We start from the raw sequence: 16008 nt of genomic DNA, 5'->3' as shown, positions 1-16008 counted from the left end.
GGGGAGCGGACCCGCGGGACAACTAGGGTGATCGGCATGAAGCAAGGCGACCGTCCAGTGGCCTGCCTCGCAGCGTCCACACGATGGCCGTCCATGCCTGCCGACGCGCTGCTGGCAGCCGTGATCTTTCTTGCCACGCTCGGGCCCGGCCGGGTGCCGGCACCCGGCGAGCCGGGGCCGCTGCTGCTTCAGGTGGCCCTGGTGGCGCCCCTGGTATGGCGGCGGCGCGCGCCGCTGACGGTGTTCTACGCGATCACGGCGGCGGCCGCGGTCCAGTGGGTCGCCGGCGTGCAGCTTCCCGCCGACGCCGCGCTGCTGGTCGCTCTCTGCACCGTTGGCGCGTACTGCACCGGTCGGCAGACGCTGGTGGCCGGGCTCACACTGGAGGCCGGAGCGCTGCTGGCCGCGGCGCGATGGGCGCCGCCCGGCCAGTTCCCGTTCACGGCGGCCGCGCTGACCGCGATGACCGCCGCCGCCCTCGCCACGGGCCTGTGGACGCGCGCCCGGCGGGCGTACGTCACCTCGCTGGAACACGACCGCGAGCAGCGGGCACGGCTCGCCGTCGCCGAGGAGCGCGCCCGGATGACCCGCGACATGCACGACATCGTCACCCACAACCTGTCGGTCATGGTGGCGCTGGCCGACAGCGCGGCGTACGTACGGCACGGCGCGCCGGAGCAGGCGGCCGCCGCCGTGGAGCAGATCGCGGCCACCGGGCGGCAGGCCCTGGACGACATGCGACGCTCCCTCGGCGCCGGCGAGCACGGCGAGCCCTGCCGGCAGGCCGGCGCGCGGCTGCAGCCTGCGCCCGGGATTGCCCAGCTCGGCTCTCTCACCGACAGGATGCGCGCGGCCGGGCTGCCGACCCGGCTGGAGGTGACCGGTGACCCGGAGGCGATGCCCGCCGCCGCCCAGCTCACCGTCTACCGGCTGGTCCAGGAGGCCTTGACGAACGCGCTCAGGCACGCCCCCGGCGCGGCGGCCGAGGTCCGGGTCCGCCTGACGCCGCGGCGCGCCGCCGTGGAGGTCGTCGACGACGGCCACCCGGGACCCGCACCGGGAGAGGCCCACGGGCGGGGCCTGGTCGGCATGCGCGAGCGCGTCGCCGCCTACGGCGGTACCCTCCATGCCGGTCCGCTGCCCGGAGGCGGCTGGCGGGTGGCGGCCGGCCTCGACATCGGCGGCGACATGGCGGGGAAGGGCACGGCGTGACGATCCGGCTGCTGATCGCCGACGATGAGTCGCTGCTGCGCATGGCGTTTCGCATGGTGTTCCAGGCCGAGCCGGACATGGAGGTGGCCGGCGAGGCGGGCGACGGCGACGAGGCCGCCCGGATGGCCCGGATGGTCCGTCCCGACGTCGTGCTGATGGACGTACGCATGCCCGGCGTCGACGGGATCGAGGCCACCCGCAGGATCGTCAGGGACTCCCCGCGCTCACGCGTGCTCATCCTGACCACCTTCGACCTGGACGAGTACGCCTTCGCCGGCCTGAAGGCCGGAGCCTCGGGCTTCCTGCCGAAAAACACGCGGCCCGAGGAACTGCTGGCCGCGATCCGCAGCGTGGCGGCAGGCGACGCCGCGGTCTCCCCGCGGATCACCCGCCGCCTGCTGGAGAAGTTCGCCCCCCAGCTCATGCCCGGCGCTCCCGAGCGCGACGAGCGGCTGGCACTGCTCACCTCCCGCGAACACGAGGTGCTGGTCCAGGTGGCGCGCGGGCTGTCCAACGCCGAGGTCGCCACGGCGATGCACCTGGCCGAAGCCACCGTGAAGACGCACTTCAGCCGGGTCCTGCTGAAGCTGGGGCTGCGGGACCGCGCGCAGGTCGTGGTCTTCGCCTACGAGAGCGGTCTCATCCGCCCGGCGACCTGGTAGCTCGGCCTTCGACCAGCCACCCGATCACACCTCGGAACAGCCCCTAGGAGGCGGGGATGACGGCTCCCTTGTAGGTCTGCTCGATGAACTGCTTCACCTCGGGGCCGGCGAGCAGCTTGGCGAGCTTGACCACGCGGGGGTCCTGCTCGCTGCCGGCTGCCACCACCAGGCCGTTGGCGTAGGGGTTGCCCTCGGCCTTCTCCAGCACCAGCGCGTTCTCGGCCGGCTTGAGGCCGGCTTCGAGCGCGTAGTTGCCGTTGATGACGGCCGCGTCCACGTCCTCCAGCGAGCGGGGCAGCTGGGCGGCCTCCAGCGGCTGGAACTTCAGGTTCTTGGGGTTGCCGGTCACGTCGCGCTCGGTGGCCGCGGTGCCGGTCCCGTCCTTCAGGGTGACCAGGCCGTTGTCGGCGAGCAGCTTCAGCGCCCGCCCCAGGTTGGTGGCGTCGTTCGGCACGGCGACGGTCGCGTTCGAGGCCAGCCCGGCGACGTCGGTGACCTTCTTGGAGTACAGGCCCAGCGGCTCCAGGTGGACCGGCTGGACGAAGCTCAGCTTGGTGCCCTTGGAGGCGTTGAAGTCCTCCAGGTAGGGCTTGTGCTGGAAGTAGTTGGCGCCGAGCTGGCCGTCGTTGAGCTGCACGTTCGGCTGGACGTAGTCGGTGAACTCGACGACCTCCAGGTTCAGGCCCTCCTTGGCGGCGAGCTTGTCCTTGACGAACTTCAGGATCTGGGCGTGCGGGACCGGGCTCGCACCGACCTTGAGCACCTCCGCGGCGGGGGTCGTGCCGACGCCGGCCGTGGTGGTCTCGGTCGAGCCGCAGGCCGTCAGCGCGAGGGCCAGGGCGGTGATCGTGGATGCGATTCCTATGAATTTACGCATGATTTGCTCCTTTTGGGCGTGGAAGACCACGGGCCCCGCTTGTGGCGGGGTCCCGGGGGGAGGGAGGAAAGACGGGTCAGTGACGCGCGAGACGGCGGGCGACGGTGTCGCCCAGGGTCTGCACGAGCTGGACGATGACGATCAGCACGACGACGGTGACCACCATGAGCGTGGTCTCGAAGCGCTGGTAGCCGTAGCGGATGGCCAGGTCGCCGAGACCGCCGCCGCCGATCGCCCCGGCCATCGCCGAGTAGGAGATCAGCGCGACCACGGTCACGGTGAGCCCCGCGACCAGGCCCGCCATCGCCTCGGGCAGCAGGACCTTGCCGACGATGGTGCTCCCGCCGGCCCCCATGGCCTGGGCGGCCTGCACCTTGTCCCGGCCGACCTCGCGCAGAGCGGTCTCCACCAGCCGGGCGAAGAACGGCGCGGCGCCGAGGGTGAGGGGGACCACCGAGGCGACGGTGCCGATGGTCGTGCCCACGATCATCCTGGTCAGCGGGATGACCGCGATCATCAGGACGATGAACGGCAGGGAGCGGCCGATGTTGACGACCAGCCCGAGCACCCGGTTCAGGGTCCACGACGGGAACAGGCCGTCCCGGTCGGTGACGACCAGCGCCACGCCGAGCGGCAGCCCGATCAGCACGGTGAACAGGGTGGACCAGGCGACCATCTGGGCGGTCTGCCAGGTCGACTCCCACAGCAGGGGGGTCATCTCATCCCACGTCATGCGTCAACCTCCGTCGGCCGCGGTCCCTCGGTGCCGTGTCTGCCGGTGCGCTCGCTCACAGGTTCTCCTCCACCAGCAGGCCGCGCCCGGACAGGTAGGCGAGGGCGGCGGCGCGCTCGTCACCGGTGAGGCGCACGCGCAGGCGGCCGGCGGAGACGCCGGCCACCTCCTCCAGCGCGCCGCCGAGGATGTTGACGTCCACGTCGAACTTGCGGACCACCTCCGACACGACGGGCTCGTCGGCCTGTCCGGTGAAGGTGATCGTGACGCTGCCGGGGTCCGGCGCGGGGAGGGGGAACAGCTCCGCGGTGAGCCGGGATCCCGGCCTGGCGATCAGCTCCGGGATGGCCCCGGACTCCTCGACCAGGCCGTTGCGCATGATGGCGGCCGAGTCGCAGATCGACTTGACGACGTTCATCTCGTGGGTGATCAGCAGGATGGTCAGGCCGAGCTCGCGGTTCAGGCTCTTGAGCAGAGCCAGGATCGACTGCGTGGTGCCCGGGTCGAGCGCCGAGGTGGCCTCGTCCGACAGCAGCACCGCGGGGTTGCCGGCCAGCGCGCGGGCGATGCCGACCCGCTGCTTCTGCCCGCCGGACAGCTGCGCGGGGTGCGCCCTGGCCTTGTCCGCCAGCCCGACCAGCTCCAGCAACTCGGCGACGCGCCTGGCGCGGTCGGCCTTCCCGATGCCCATGACCTCAAGCGGGAACGCGACGTTCCCGGCGACCGTGCGGGAGGACAGCAGCGCGAAATGCTGGTGGATCATCCCGATCCGCTGCCGGGCCCTGCGCAGCTCGCTCTGCCCCAGCGCGGTCAGCTCCTGTCCCGCCACGGTGACGGTGCCCTCGGTGGGCCGCTCCAGCAGGTTCACGCAGCGCAGCAGCGTGCTCTTGCCGGCGCCGCTCTGCCCGAGCACGCCGAAGATCTCACCTTCGCGGACATGGAGGTCGACGCCGTCGATGGCGACCACCTCGCGGTCCCGATCTCGATAGACCTTTCGCAGGCCTGACACATCAATCACAGCTGTTCCCCAACATCAGACAGATCGTCGAAAAGACTCCGGGCGGGGGAAGGGCTAGCGCGTGCCGGGGTGAAAGGGGAGATGGCTCAGGCGGCGCAGGACAAGATCGTCCGCGGGGCAGGTCATGGTCTCGGAGCCTTCGTGAAGGGAACGGGCGGGGTCGGAGCTCAGCGCACGGCGCGGATGCGGCGCATGCCGGGCATCCCACACATGCGCGCACCGCAACACATGCCCCGCCTCTGCGGGGACATGCCGGCCCGATGTGCCACGCTCACGTTCACGTCTGCCTCAACACGAGCCCTACTTACCCCCATTCCCGATATGTTATGTGATCCCCATCACTCCGACTCCGGGGTGGCGCGATCAGTCCAGCCGGTAGGGGTCGCGCAGCGGAGTCACCCGCGCGGCGAACTCGTCCTTGATCGCCTGCATCCTGGGGCCGGGCGCGTAGAAGCGCCCCTTGGTCTCCCCGTACGGCCGCAGCCAGCCCCTGGCCGCGAGATCACGCAGGTCCCTGGCCGCCTGCCCCTGGCTGAGCGACTCGTCCGTCTGGTATCGGGTGCGGCGCAGCCGCCTGTTGACGAACACCTCGTAGAGCGCAGACACGGTCCGCGCGTTCAGCCCCTCGGCGTCGGTCTGCCCCTCCAGCAGCATCCACACCTCCCCCGCCTCCGACAGGCGACGCCGGACCTGCTGGGCCTGCATGTGGTGAGCGCGCAGGCAGAAGCGCACCCAGTGGAGCGTGTCCCCGTTCGGGCTCCAGTTCCGCCTGCCGCGCGCGCTCAGCACTCGGTAGTAGTCGACCGTGTTCTCCATGCTTCCGAGCCACTCCTCGATCGAGGAGAACTCCGGGGTGGTGATCTGGTCTCTGCCGAGCACGAGCGTCTGCAGGGCACGCGACATCCGGCCGTTGCCGTCCCGCCACGGGTGGATGCTCACCAGGTTGAAGTGGGCCATCGCCGCCCGCACGTAGCTCGGCGCGTCGAGGTCGCCCGAGTTGAGCCACTCGACCAGCTCGCCCAGCAGTCCCGGCACCTCCCCGGCGTCCGGGCCCTCGTAGACGACCTCGCCCGTGGCGGAGTTGCGGACGTAGATGCCGCCGGGCCGTACGGTGCCCGGAGTCTTGTCCACGTGATGCCCGATCATCATGAAGTTGAGCGCGTGGAGCAGACCGGTGTCGAACCCGAACACCGGGGATCGCGACAGAAGCTGGATATAGGTCAGCGCCTGCTGGTATCCGGTGATCTCCCGGGCCACCCCGGCGGAGGTCTCCAGCGGATCCTCGCCGGACATGATCGACTCGATGTCCTCGACGCTGGCCCGGTAGCCCTCGATGGAGTTCGATCCCTGGATCGCCCGCGCCTGGAGCTGCCGCCGCAGCTGGCCGTCCCAGCGGTGCGTCTCCGCCAGGCGGTACTTCAGGTCGCGCCGCATCTCCTCGATCTCGCCGAGCACCGTCTCGTCCATGGCCTCGAGCCGAGGCGTGTCGTACAGCATGCCCTCATGACAGCATGGGTGAATCATTCGGTCAAGCAACTTAATGATTCACACATATATGTCCGCCATGCGCGTTCTGGCCGGTCAGGTGGATGGGACCGGTCCTCCCCGGGACGGCGGACGGCCCGCCCTCCGAAGAGAGCGGGCCGTCCGGGAGAGAGGTCAGGCCACGGCGCGCTCGGCGACCTTGGCCGGGGTGAGCGCGATCTCGAGGACCTCGCGCACGTCGCTCACCACGTGGACGGTGAGCTCGCTGCGGACGGCCTCGGGCACGTCGTCCAGGTCGGGCTCGTTGCGGGCCGGGATCAGCACGGTGGTGATGCCCGCCCGGTGGGCGGCCAGCAGCTTCTGCTTGACCCCGCCGATCGGCAGCACCCGTCCGGTGAGGGAGACCTCACCGGTCATGGCCACGTCGTTCCTGACGGGGCGGCCCGACAGCAGCGAGGCCAGGGCCGTGGTCAGGGTGACGCCGGCGGACGGACCGTCCTTGGGGACGGCGCCCGCGGGGAAGTGGATGTGCACCGAGCGGTCCTTGAGGGACGCCACGGGCAGCTCCAGCTCCGCGCCGCGCGAGCGCAGGTAGGACAGGGCGATCTTGGCCGACTCCTTCATGACGTCGCCGAGCTGACCGGTCAGGGTCAGGCCGGTGTCGCCGGTCTCCGGGTCCGCCAGCGACGCCTCCACGTAGAGGACGTCACCGCCGGCGCCGGTGACCGCGAGGCCGGTGGCCACCCCGGGCACCGCCGTACGCTGGCGGGACTCCGGCAGCGAGGACTCCGGCACGTGGCGCGGGCGGCCGAGGTAGGGGACCAGGTCCCCGACGGTCACGGGCAGCTCGCCCTCGCCGAGCGCGACGTTGGCGGTCACCTTGCGCAGGATCCTGGCGATCGAGCGCTCCAGGGACCGGACTCCGGCCTCCCGGGTGTATTCGCCCGCCAGCCTGCGCAGCGCGTCCTCCTCGACGGTGACGTCCTCGGTGGTGAGGCCGGCCTTGTCGAGCTGGCGCGGGAGCAGGTGGTCGCGGGCGATCGCGACCTTCTCGTCCTCGGTGTAGCCGTCGAGCGTCACGATCTCCATGCGGTCCAGCAGCGGGCCGGGGATGGACTCCAGCACGTTGGCGGTCGCCAGGAACAGCACGTCGCTGAGGTCGAGCTCGACCTCCAGGTAGTGGTCGCGGAAGGTGTGGTTCTGCGCGGGGTCGAGCACCTCGAGCAGCGCGGCCGTCGGGTCTCCCCGGTAGTCGGAGCCGACCTTGTCGACCTCGTCGAGCAGCACGACCGGGTTCATCGAGCCGGCCTCGCGGACGGCCCGGACGATCCGGCCGGACTGGGCGCCGACGTAGGTGCGCCGGTGGCCCCGGATCTCGGCCTCGTCGCGGACGCCGCCGAGGGCGACGCGGACGAACTTGCGGCCCATCGCGCGGGCGACGGACTCGCCCAGCGAGGTCTTGCCGACTCCGGGAGGGCCGGCCAGCGCGAGCACGGCGCCGCTGCGGCGCCCGCCGACCACTCCGAGGCCCTTCTCGGCCCGGCGTCCGCGGACGGCGAGGTATTCGATGATGCGGTCCTTGACGTCGTCGAGGCCGGTGTGGTCGGCGTCGAGGACGGCACGGGCCGCGGCGATGTCGTAGGAGTCCTCGGTCCGCTCGTTCCACGGGATGTCGAGGACGGTGTCGAGCCAGGTGCGGATCCAGCCGGTCTCGGGGGACTGGTCGGAGGTCCGCTCCAGCTTGTCGACCTCCTTGAGCGCGGCCTCGCGCACCTTCTCGGGCAGGTCGGCGGCCTCGACGCGGGCGCGGTAGTCCTCCTCCTCGGTCTCCGGGGAGGTGCCGTTGAGCTCGGACAGCTCCTTGCGGACCGCGGCGAGCTGCTGGCGGAGCAGGAACTCCCGCTGCTGCTTCTCCATGCCCTCCTGGACGTCCTTGCGGATCGTCTCGGCCACGTCGAGCTCGGCGAGGTGCTCACGCGCCCACTCGACCAGCAGCGAAAGCCGGTCGGCCGGGTCGGCGGTCTCAAGGATCTCGGCCTTGCGCTGGGTGCTCAGCCAGGGGGCGTAGCCGGAGCTGTCGGCGAGGACCGACGGGTCGTCCATCTGGTTGACCGCGTCGACGACCTGCCACGCGCCCCGCTTCTGCAGGATGGTGGTGGACAGCGCCTTGTACTGCTTGGCCAGCTCCTCGGCGCGCTCGCCCACCTGGACGGCCTCGACCAGGGTGGCCTGCACCCACAGGGCCGCGCCGGGGCCGGTCGTGCCGGAACCCACGCGGACCCGGTCGACACCGCGCACCACGGCGGCGGGCTCGCCACCGGGCAGCCTGCCCACCTGCTCGACTATCGCCCGGACGCCGACGGAACCGTATCGCCCGTCGATCCGGGGAACGAGCAGCACCTCCGGCTTGTTGTCAGCGAGAGCCTGCGCCGCGTCGATCGCGGCCCGGATCTCGTTCTCGGACAGGTCCAGGGGAACCACCATGCCCGGCAGCACGACCTCGTCGTCGAGCGGAAGAACCGGGAGGATCAAGCTCTCACTCATTTGAACTCCAAAGGTTGAGTTACATGGACTCAATTAATGGGAGCCGTGAAATGTTCCCGAGGTTGAGCGTGTTCGCTGTGAGCGATCGTAATTGTGTAATTCCACTCCTCGGCGGCCGTCCCGCCGCGCCCGCCGTACCTCCCGGGTGTGAGGCGGGGGATCACCCCCGGGTGTGACGCCGTCCGGGCCTCGGCTGTCTAGGCTGGCCGGGTGAACCTGCCCGCCGGTCTCGTACGGCTCACCCGGCCGCTGACCCTGGCGGTGCTCAGCGGCCGTGCCGACCCTCCGTTCCCCCGCTCCCGCCGCCTGGGGATACCGATCCCCAGATTTCTGGGGCTGCTGCCGTTCCGGACCGTCGACCTGGTCGTGCTGGCCAACCTGCTGATCTTCTGGCTCGCCTACAGCGGGGGCCTGTCCTCGCTCCTGTCGGGCAACGACAGTCTCTCCATTCCCTATCCCGAATGGCAGATCTACTACGCCGCCGCGGCCTGCTCCCTCCCTCTGCTGCTGCGCGAGCACTGGCCGCTCGCCGCGTGGCGGATCAGCGCGGCGGGAATGCTCACCACCGCCCCGATCATGGACGCCCTGACCGGCCATCCCGTGTCGATCGCCGGGATCGTCGCCTATCTCCTCGTCGTCTACTCCGTCGCGGTCCGCTGCGGGCGGGAGACGACCTTGGGCGCGTGGATCGCCTCCATGCTCTGCATGGCGCTCTCGACCACCAGCCGGGACGACCTCGTCATAGCCGCGGTCCTGCTGAGCGTCACCGCGCTCTTCGGCTACAACGTGCGCGCCCGGCGGCTGGCCGCCAAGCGCCTGGCCGAGGAGGAACAGCGCAGCGAGCGGGCCCTGGCTGCGCAGGCCACACTGGAGGAAAGGGCCAGGATCGCCAGGGAGCTGCACGACGTCGTCGCCCACCACATGTCGGTGATCGCCATCCAGGCGGAGGCCGTGCCGCTGCAGGCGGCCGGGGACGCCGGACGCCTGGAGGAGGGGCTGCGAGAGATCCGCGCGCTGTCGCTGGCGGCCATGACCGAGATGCGCCGCGTCGTGGGCGTGCTCCGGGACGGCGACGGGCGCGCGGACACCGCGCCGCAGCCGGGCCTCGGCCGCCTGGAGGAGCTCGTCGGCACCGCGCGCTCGGCCGGGCTCACCGTGACGCTCAAGCTGGGCGGCGACCTGATGGGGCTGCCCGCCGCGGTGAGCCTGTCCGCCTACCGGATCGCCCAGGAGTCGCTCAGCAACGCCATGCGGCACGCGCCGGGCTCGGCCGTCTCGATGAGGATCAGCCGCTCCGGCGCCGAACTGCACATCCACGTGGAGAACGACGCCAGGCGCCGCTCCCCCGCCGCGCCGGAGCACGCGGGAGAACCGGGGCACACGGGGCACGGCCTGATCGGGATGCGGGAACGGGTCTCCATGCTCGGCGGAAAGCTGTGGACCGGGCCGGTGGGGACGGGCTTCGCGGTCACCGCCATACTTCCGATCGTGGAGAACGCATGACGATCCGGGTGCTCATCGCCGACGACCAGGGCATGGTCCGGACCGGGTTCACCGTGTTCCTGGACTCCCAGCCGGACATCGAGGTCGTGGGCGAGGCGGCCGACGGCCGCGAGGCCGTGGCCCGGGTGGCCGAGCTGCGGCCGGACGTGGTGCTGATGGACGTGCGGATGCCGGTCATGGACGGCCTGGCGGCGACGCGGGCGATCCTGGACGGGGACGGCTCCCCGCCGAAGGTCCTGATCCTGACCACCTTCGATCTCGACGACTACGTGTACGAGGCGCTGCGGGCCGGGGCCAGCGGATTCCTGCTCAAGGACGCCTCCGCCCAGCAGCTCGCCGAGGCGGTCCGGGTGGTCGCGGCCGGGGAGGCATTGCTCGCGCCCTCGGTGACCAGGCGGCTGATCTCGGAGTTCGCGCGCGTCGGGCCGCGCCGCCCGCGCGGCCGGCTGGACGACATCACCGAGCGGGAGACCGAGGTGCTCGCCCTCATCGCCCAGGGCCGCTCCAACCAGGAGATCGCCGAGGAGCTCGTGCTGTCGGAGCAGACGGTCAAGACCCACGTGGGCCGGATCCTGGCGAAGCTGAACCTGCGCGACCGGGCCCAGGCGATCGTCCACGCCTACGAGACGGGCCTGGTCCGCCCGGGCGGGTGAGTCCCGGCCCCGCCCGCCCTGCCCTCCCGGACGGGTGAGTCTCCCGGCCCCGCTCACCTCTGCCCACCCGAGCCGGTGAGCCCCGGCCCCGCTCACCCCCGCCCACCCGAGCCGGTGAGCCCCGGCCCCACTCACCCCCGCCCACCCGAGCCGGTGAGCCCCGGCCCCACTCACCCCCGCCCACCCGAGCCGGTGAGCCCCGGCCCCGCTCACCCCCGGCCGCGCCGCCCCCCTCACCCCTGAGGGGGACCCGCGAGATGGGGGTCCGGGGGTGACGTGGGTGACAGACCCCGGTTCCTAATGTCCTGTCCGGTTCCCCAACCGGACAGGAGGCTCCATGTTCCGCCGCGTGCTCGCCGTGGCCACCGCCGCCGCGCTCACCTACGCGATCGTCCCCGCTCCCCGCGGCGACCGGATCGTCAGGGTCTACGGCGATCTCCGTACGGCCGGGCACGTCGCGGTCGTCGTGCCGGGCTCCGACACCACGGTCGCCAACTTCGACGGCGGCAGGGCCAAGCGGTACAGCACGCCGGGGGGCGGCGCCCGGGCGGTGCTGGCCGAGGCGCGGGCGCTGGACCCCCGGGCCGGGCTGGCGGTGGTCGCCTGGCTCGGGTACGACAGCCCGGGGACCGTCAGCCTCGCGGCGGTGACCGACGGGGCCGCCAGGAGGGGCGCCGTGGACCTGCGGCGCTACGTCGTCGGGACGCTCAGGGGCAAACGGGTCAGCCTGCTCTGCCACAGCTACGGGTCGGTCGTGTGCGCCATGGCCGCCCCCGGGTCGGACGTCGCGGACATGGCCGTCTTCGGCAGCCCCGGCCTGGGCGTCCCCCGGGCGTCCGCGCTGGGCGGCACCCGGCTGTGGGCCGGCAGCGGCAGCCAGGATTGGGTGCGGAAGGTGCCCAAGCTCCGGCTCGGGCCGCTCGGCTTCGGCCCCGATCCGGCGGACCCCTCCTTCGGCGCCCGGCTGTTCGCGACCGGCCCCGCCGGGCACAGCGACTATCTCAGGCCCGGCAGCGAGTCCCTGCGCAACCTCACCCTGATCGCCCTCGGCCGGACGGGCGAGGTGTCGCGTGGCTAGCGTCGCCGCCCGGATCGCGAGTGCCACCCCGGCGGGCCGGGACCGGGGGGTGGACGCGCTGCGCGCGCTGGCGATCCTCGGGGTCGTCGCGGGGCACTGGCTGGTCACGACGTGGGTGCACGGGCCCGGCGGGGAGGTCCACATCTCCAGCCCGCTCGCCTACCTGCCGGCGCTCACCCCGCTGTCGTGGGTGTTCCAGACGCTGGCGGTGTTCTTCTTCGTGGGCGGCTACGCGGCGGCGCGGAGCCTGCGGTCGGCCACGGGGTACCGGGCCTGGGTGCGGGCCAGGCTGGGGCGGCTGCTGGGGCCGGTGGTACCGCTGGCGCTGGTCTGGACGGGGATCGCCGCCGGGATGGCCCTGCACGGCATGCCGTACAGGACGGTCAGGGCGCTGGTGCTGCCGGCCGTCGGGCCGCTGTGGTTCCTGGCCGCCTTCGCCGCGCTCAGCGCGGCCACTCCGCTGCTGCTGCGGGTACGGCCGGCCGCTGTGGCCGGCCCGGCGTTCGCGGTCGTGCTCGTGGTGGACGCGCTCAGGTTCGGGGGGGCCGGGCCGGAGTGGCTGAAGTGGGTGAACCTGGCGGCCGGGTGGCTGGTGCCGTACGCGCTCGGGGTCGGCTGGGCGGGCGGCGCGCTCGCCTCGCGCCGGGCGGCGGCGGCGCTGCTGGCGGGCGGCGCGGCCGGGGCCGCGGCGCTGGTGGCCGGGTTCGGGTATCCGGCGAGCATGGTGGGCGTGACGGGGGCGGAGGTCTCCAATCTCGGCCCGCCCACGCTGGCCGTGGTCTGCTTCGGGATCGCCCAGGTGGGGCTGGCGCTGCTGGTGCGCGAGCCGCTGGCCCGGCTGATGCGGCGGCCCCGGCTGTGGGCGGTGGTGGCGGTGGCCAACCTGGGCGCGATGACGATCTTCCTGTGGCACCAGACCGCGCTGACCGTGACCGTCCTGGCGGCGCTGCGCTTCGGCGACGTGCCCGGCCTGCTGGCACCGCCCACCGATTCGGTGTGGCCGCTGCACCGGCTGGCCTGGCTGCCGGTGTTCGCCGCGCTGCTGGGGGCGGTCTGGCTGCTCCGGCTCGCCGGGAGGCGGTTTAATGACAGGGTGTCGTGATCAGCTTGACGAGATCCCCCGGCTTTTGTGACACTGTGTCATGAAAGTCGCGAAAGGCCCATTTGACGCGGAGTGATCATGAGTGAGTCGCCGTTCTCCGAAGTGCTCAGGAACGCCACCTGGGGCGACCACGAGTCAGCCGAGGACGACAGTTACCTCAAGGCCCTGATGGCCGGGCAGCTCAGCCGCGAGGCCTACGGGGAGCTGATCGCCCAGCACTACTTCGCCTACGTCGCCCTCGACGAGGCCTCCAGGTCGCTCGCCGCCGACCCGGTCGCCGCGCCGTTCGTCTTCCCCGAGCTCTACCGCGAGGAGGCGCTGATCCGCGACCTGGAGACCGTCTACGGCGCCGGCTGGAAGTCCAGGATCGAGCCCTCCAAGCCGACCCGGACGCTGGTCGCCCGGATCAACCAGGTCGCGACCTGGCCGGGCGGCTACATCGCCCACCACTACACCCGCTACATGGGCGACCTGTCCGGCGGGCAGTTCATCCGGATGGAGCTGCAGAAGATCTACGGCTACCAGCCGGGCGGCGGCGTCGACTTCTACCTGTTCGACGAGGTCGGCAGCCTGCCCCGGTTCAAGAACGAGTACCGCGCCCGGCTGGACGCGCTGCCCGTGGACGAGGCCGAGAAGCAGCGGATCATCCGCGAGACCAAACTCGCCTACCTGCTCAACACCGAGGTGCTGGGCGAGCTCGGCCGCGTGGTGCGGGCCGAGCTCGCCGCCTGACCTTCCCCGCCCCGGCACCGTCCGGTTCCCGTCGGGGCCGCGTCCGCCACCCGCCTGCGGCGCCACCCCTGTGCGACCATGGGGGCATGCCCCGGATTTCGGCCCCGACGATCGGCGAGCACCGCGCCCAGACGCAGGACCGCATCCTGCAGGCGGTCTCGCGCCTCTCCCGCGACCAGGGCATCGACACCATCTCGATGACCGACGTGGCGGGCGAGGCCGGAATCACCCGGACCGTCCTCTACAACTACTTCCCCGACAAGGCGGCGCTGCTGCTGGCCTTCACCGAGCGGGTGACGCACTACTTCATCGAGAGCTACGAGCGGGAGCTGCCCGAGCAGGCCTCCCCCGCCGAGCGGCTGCGCGCGTTCGTCCGGCTCCAGCTCGCCGGGCTGCTCGCCCACCCCCACCCCGGCCCCGCCGACCTGTCGGCGGCCCTGGGACCCGACGCCTACCAGCGCCTGGCCGACCACGTCGCGCCGATGCAGGACATCCTGACCGGCATCATCGACAGCGGCGTGACCTCGGGCGACTTCCACGCCCCCGACGTCGCCGCCGCCGCCCGCATCATCTTCGCCGTCATCGGCGCGGAACGGGTGCCGCTGCTCAGCGGCACGGTGACGCCCCATGAGGCCGAGGAGACCGTCTGCGGGTTCGTGCTCCGGGGACTGGGCGCCCGAACGGTCTCCTGAGACGGGTCGCTCCGGCGTCTCCCCTTCCCCGTCCCGGGACCGGCCGCCTCCCGTCCCCTCTCGCCGGATCGGCGGTAGCCGGTTCTCCTGCCATCGAACCTGCCGCCTCCCGTTCTGTCCTGGCCGGGAAGAGACCCGGCCGTGTTCCCCTGCCCCGCTCCGGGCTCCTCGGGCGGAGAAATGTCGGTGGGGATGACTAGTTTTCGATCGACCCCCGATGCGAGGAGCCTGCCAGATGTACCGCCAGGGAGACATCCTGATCGTGCCCGTCCCCGAGGACACCGTGCCCGTTCCGGCCCGGACCTCGCCGTCCGCGCCGCGTGACGCCCGCGGCCGCCTGGTGCTGGCCCTGGGCGAGGCCACCGGCCACGCCCACGCGGTGGTCGGCCCCGGCACCCTGGTCCGCGGCCTGCGGCCGATGGACCCCGACTTCCTGCACGTCCCCCAGGGCGGGCGCGTCGTCCACGAGGAACACGCCGCCATCCCCCTGCCCAAGGGCTGGTACCGCGTGCAGCGCCAGCGCGAATACGTCCCCGGCGCCTTCCGCGTCGTCGCCGACTGACCCCTCCACGCCCCCCGCCTCCCCCCGCCCGGCCGGCTCCCCTCGGAAAGCCCGGCCGGCGCGGGCGGTCCGTTCACCTGAGGAGCTCCCGCCCATGACCGTCACCACCGAACTGGCCGACGTCCTGACCGCCGCCGCGCTCCGCTGGCAGGAGGTCGCCTTCCGGACCGGCCCCGCCGACCGCCCCGGGGCGGAGACGGGGATACGGCTGGCCTACCGGAGCGCCGGGCTGGCCGAGCCCGAGAAGATCATCTGGGTCGACTCCCCCGCCGCGGGGGCCCGCGCGATCGCCACGCTCGGCGCCGGCAGGCCCGTGCGCGACGCGGTGCGGACCGGGCCGTGGGAGCGGGCCAGAGCGGAGGTGCACACCTCGCTCGGCCCCACGGCGTGGCCGCTGGCCTGGTCGCTGACCGGAGGGCGGCTCTGGGATCCGGTGAACGCGCTCGTCACCCGGATCCGCCGGGGCATCGCGGAGACGGAGGAGTCGGAGGCCGTCGCGGCCGCGCTGCGCGCCTCGACCCTGGACGCCGTGCTGGGCCAGCAGGACGCGCCGTGGCTGTCGCTGTTCGACGCGCTGGGCAGACCCGAGGTGGCGGGGCTGGTCCAGGTCGCCCGGTCGGCGGGCTGGTGGTGGCCGTTCGAGCGGGTGGCCATCGTCTGCGAGCGCCCCGCCGAGCTGCACCTCGACGAGCTGTCGCGCCTGCACCGCGCCGACGGCCCGGCGCTGCTGTTCCCCGACGGCTTCGCCGTGCACGCCTGGGGCGGCATGCCCGTCCCCGCCGGCTTCGCCGACTCCATGGCGGCGCTGACCCCCCAGCGCATCCGCGCCGAGGAGAACGCCGAGCTGCGCCGGGTCATGCTGGAGCACTTCGGCTACGACCGCTACCTCGCCGAGTCCGGGGCGACCCCGCTGCACCGGGACGAGACGGGTGTCCTGTGGCGGATCGACCTGCCCGAGGACGAGCCGGTGATGATGGTCGAGGTGGTCAACTCCACCGCGGAGCCCGACGGCACCTTCCGTAAGTACTGGCTGCGGGTGCCCCCGTCCACCCGCACCGCCCGTGAAGGCGTGGCCTGGACCTTCGACCTGTCCGAGGCCGAATACCACCCGGCCCGGGAGACCTGAGAGACGGGAGACCCCCGGCGGGCCGTCCG

Annotated in this window: 15 protein-coding genes; 10 read left to right on the top strand and 5 right to left on the bottom strand. The window is 72.4% G+C overall.

Going from position 1 to position 16008, the window contains the following annotated elements:
- Positions 1–93: 93 nt before the first annotated feature.
- Positions 94–1212: a sensor histidine kinase gene (locus SROS_RS15765; RefSeq protein WP_012889940.1), complete on the top strand. Its 1119-nt coding sequence runs from the start codon at positions 94–96 to the stop codon at positions 1210–1212.
- On the top strand, positions 1209–1874 hold the full coding sequence (locus SROS_RS15760; protein WP_012889939.1) for a response regulator transcription factor: 666 nt from the start codon (positions 1209–1211) through the stop codon (positions 1872–1874). The genes SROS_RS15765 and SROS_RS15760 overlap by 4 nt, the downstream gene beginning before the upstream one ends.
- Before the next feature lie 43 nt (positions 1875–1917).
- Here SROS_RS15760 and SROS_RS15755 read toward each other — a convergent pair whose 3' ends face one another.
- The 5 genes from SROS_RS15755 to lon form a co-directional block, all read right to left on the bottom strand.
- Positions 1918–2751, bottom strand: a complete 834-nt coding sequence (locus SROS_RS15755) for a MetQ/NlpA family ABC transporter substrate-binding protein (RefSeq protein ID WP_012889938.1) — start codon at positions 2749–2751, stop codon at positions 1918–1920.
- Positions 2752–2827: 76 nt separating this feature from the next.
- The gene (locus SROS_RS15750; protein ID WP_012889937.1) at positions 2828–3484 is read right to left on the bottom strand and encodes a methionine ABC transporter permease; all 657 of its coding nucleotides are present in this window, start codon (positions 3482–3484) and stop codon (positions 2828–2830) included.
- Positions 3485–3539: 55 nt separating this feature from the next.
- On the bottom strand, positions 3540–4502 hold the full coding sequence (locus SROS_RS15745; RefSeq protein ID WP_012889936.1) for a methionine ABC transporter ATP-binding protein: 963 nt from the start codon (positions 4500–4502) through the stop codon (positions 3540–3542).
- Positions 4503–4865: 363 nt separating this feature from the next.
- Positions 4866–5999 (bottom strand): Fic family protein, encoded by a 1134-nt coding sequence (locus SROS_RS15740; protein WP_012889935.1) that lies wholly within the window; start codon positions 5997–5999, stop codon positions 4866–4868.
- Between the two features lie 162 nt (positions 6000–6161).
- Positions 6162–8531, bottom strand: a complete 2370-nt coding sequence (lon, locus tag SROS_RS15735; protein ID WP_012889934.1) for an endopeptidase La — start codon at positions 8529–8531, stop codon at positions 6162–6164.
- A 210-nt stretch (positions 8532–8741) separates the two neighbouring features.
- On the opposite strand from lon, the gene SROS_RS15730 reads away from it, so the two are divergent.
- The 8 genes from SROS_RS15730 to SROS_RS15695 all read left to right on the top strand — a co-directional run bounded on the left by SROS_RS15730 (position 8742) and on the right by SROS_RS15695 (position 15979).
- Positions 8742–10034, top strand: a complete 1293-nt coding sequence (locus SROS_RS15730) for a sensor histidine kinase (protein ID WP_012889933.1) — start codon at positions 8742–8744, stop codon at positions 10032–10034.
- Positions 10031–10687 (top strand): response regulator, encoded by a 657-nt coding sequence (locus tag SROS_RS15725; RefSeq protein ID WP_012889932.1) that lies wholly within the window; start codon positions 10031–10033, stop codon positions 10685–10687. Before SROS_RS15730 ends, SROS_RS15725 begins: the two co-directional genes overlap by 4 nt.
- Before the next feature lie 337 nt (positions 10688–11024).
- Positions 11025–11765: an alpha/beta hydrolase gene (locus tag SROS_RS15720; protein WP_012889931.1), complete on the top strand. Its 741-nt coding sequence runs from the start codon at positions 11025–11027 to the stop codon at positions 11763–11765.
- Positions 11758–12867, top strand: a complete 1110-nt coding sequence (locus SROS_RS15715) for an acyltransferase family protein (RefSeq protein WP_012889930.1) — start codon at positions 11758–11760, stop codon at positions 12865–12867. The genes SROS_RS15720 and SROS_RS15715 overlap by 8 nt, the downstream gene beginning before the upstream one ends.
- A 78-nt stretch (positions 12868–12945) precedes the next feature.
- A complete protein-coding gene (locus SROS_RS15710) occupies positions 12946–13599 on the top strand; it encodes a biliverdin-producing heme oxygenase (protein WP_012889929.1) in 654 nt (217 codons plus the stop codon).
- An 86-nt stretch (positions 13600–13685) separates the two neighbouring features.
- A complete protein-coding gene (locus tag SROS_RS15705; RefSeq protein WP_012889928.1) occupies positions 13686–14291 on the top strand; it encodes a TetR/AcrR family transcriptional regulator in 606 nt (201 codons plus the stop codon).
- Between the two features lie 235 nt (positions 14292–14526).
- Positions 14527–14853, top strand: a complete 327-nt coding sequence (locus tag SROS_RS15700) for a hypothetical protein (RefSeq protein WP_012889927.1) — start codon at positions 14527–14529, stop codon at positions 14851–14853.
- 94 nt (positions 14854–14947) lie between these two features.
- On the top strand, positions 14948–15979 hold the full coding sequence (locus tag SROS_RS15695; protein WP_012889926.1) for a DUF6745 domain-containing protein: 1032 nt from the start codon (positions 14948–14950) through the stop codon (positions 15977–15979).
- Positions 15980–16008 lie beyond the last annotated feature (29 nt).

The sequence above is a fragment of the Streptosporangium roseum DSM 43021 genome (genome assembly GCF_000024865.1).
GTDB lineage: Bacteria > Actinomycetota > Actinomycetes > Streptosporangiales > Streptosporangiaceae > Streptosporangium > Streptosporangium roseum.
The sequence above is the reverse complement of the archived record's forward strand: the minus strand, read 5'-3'. Positions and strand labels throughout refer to the sequence as shown.

Coding starts and splice junctions, on each gene's coding strand:
- SROS_RS15765 (WP_012889940.1), top strand. CDS start 94: ATGCCTGCCGACGCGCTGCTGGCAGCCGTGATCTTTCTTGCCACGCTC.
- SROS_RS15755 (WP_012889938.1), bottom strand. CDS start 2,751: ATGCGTAAATTCATAGGAATCGCATCCACGATCACCGCCCTGGCCCTC.
- SROS_RS15750 (WP_012889937.1), bottom strand. CDS start 3,484: ATGACGTGGGATGAGATGACCCCCCTGCTGTGGGAGTCGACCTGGCAG.
- SROS_RS15740 (WP_012889935.1), bottom strand. CDS start 5,999: ATGCTGTACGACACGCCTCGGCTCGAGGCCATGGACGAGACGGTGCTC.
- lon (WP_012889934.1), bottom strand. CDS start 8,531: ATGAGTGAGAGCTTGATCCTCCCGGTTCTTCCGCTCGACGACGAGGTC.
- SROS_RS15725 (WP_012889932.1), top strand. CDS start 10,031: ATGACGATCCGGGTGCTCATCGCCGACGACCAGGGCATGGTCCGGACC.
- SROS_RS15720 (WP_012889931.1), top strand. CDS start 11,025: ATGTTCCGCCGCGTGCTCGCCGTGGCCACCGCCGCCGCGCTCACCTAC.
- SROS_RS15710 (WP_012889929.1), top strand. CDS start 12,946: ATGAGTGAGTCGCCGTTCTCCGAAGTGCTCAGGAACGCCACCTGGGGC.
- SROS_RS15705 (WP_012889928.1), top strand. CDS start 13,686: ATGCCCCGGATTTCGGCCCCGACGATCGGCGAGCACCGCGCCCAGACG.
- SROS_RS15700 (WP_012889927.1), top strand. CDS start 14,527: ATGTACCGCCAGGGAGACATCCTGATCGTGCCCGTCCCCGAGGACACC.
- SROS_RS15695 (WP_012889926.1), top strand. CDS start 14,948: ATGACCGTCACCACCGAACTGGCCGACGTCCTGACCGCCGCCGCGCTC.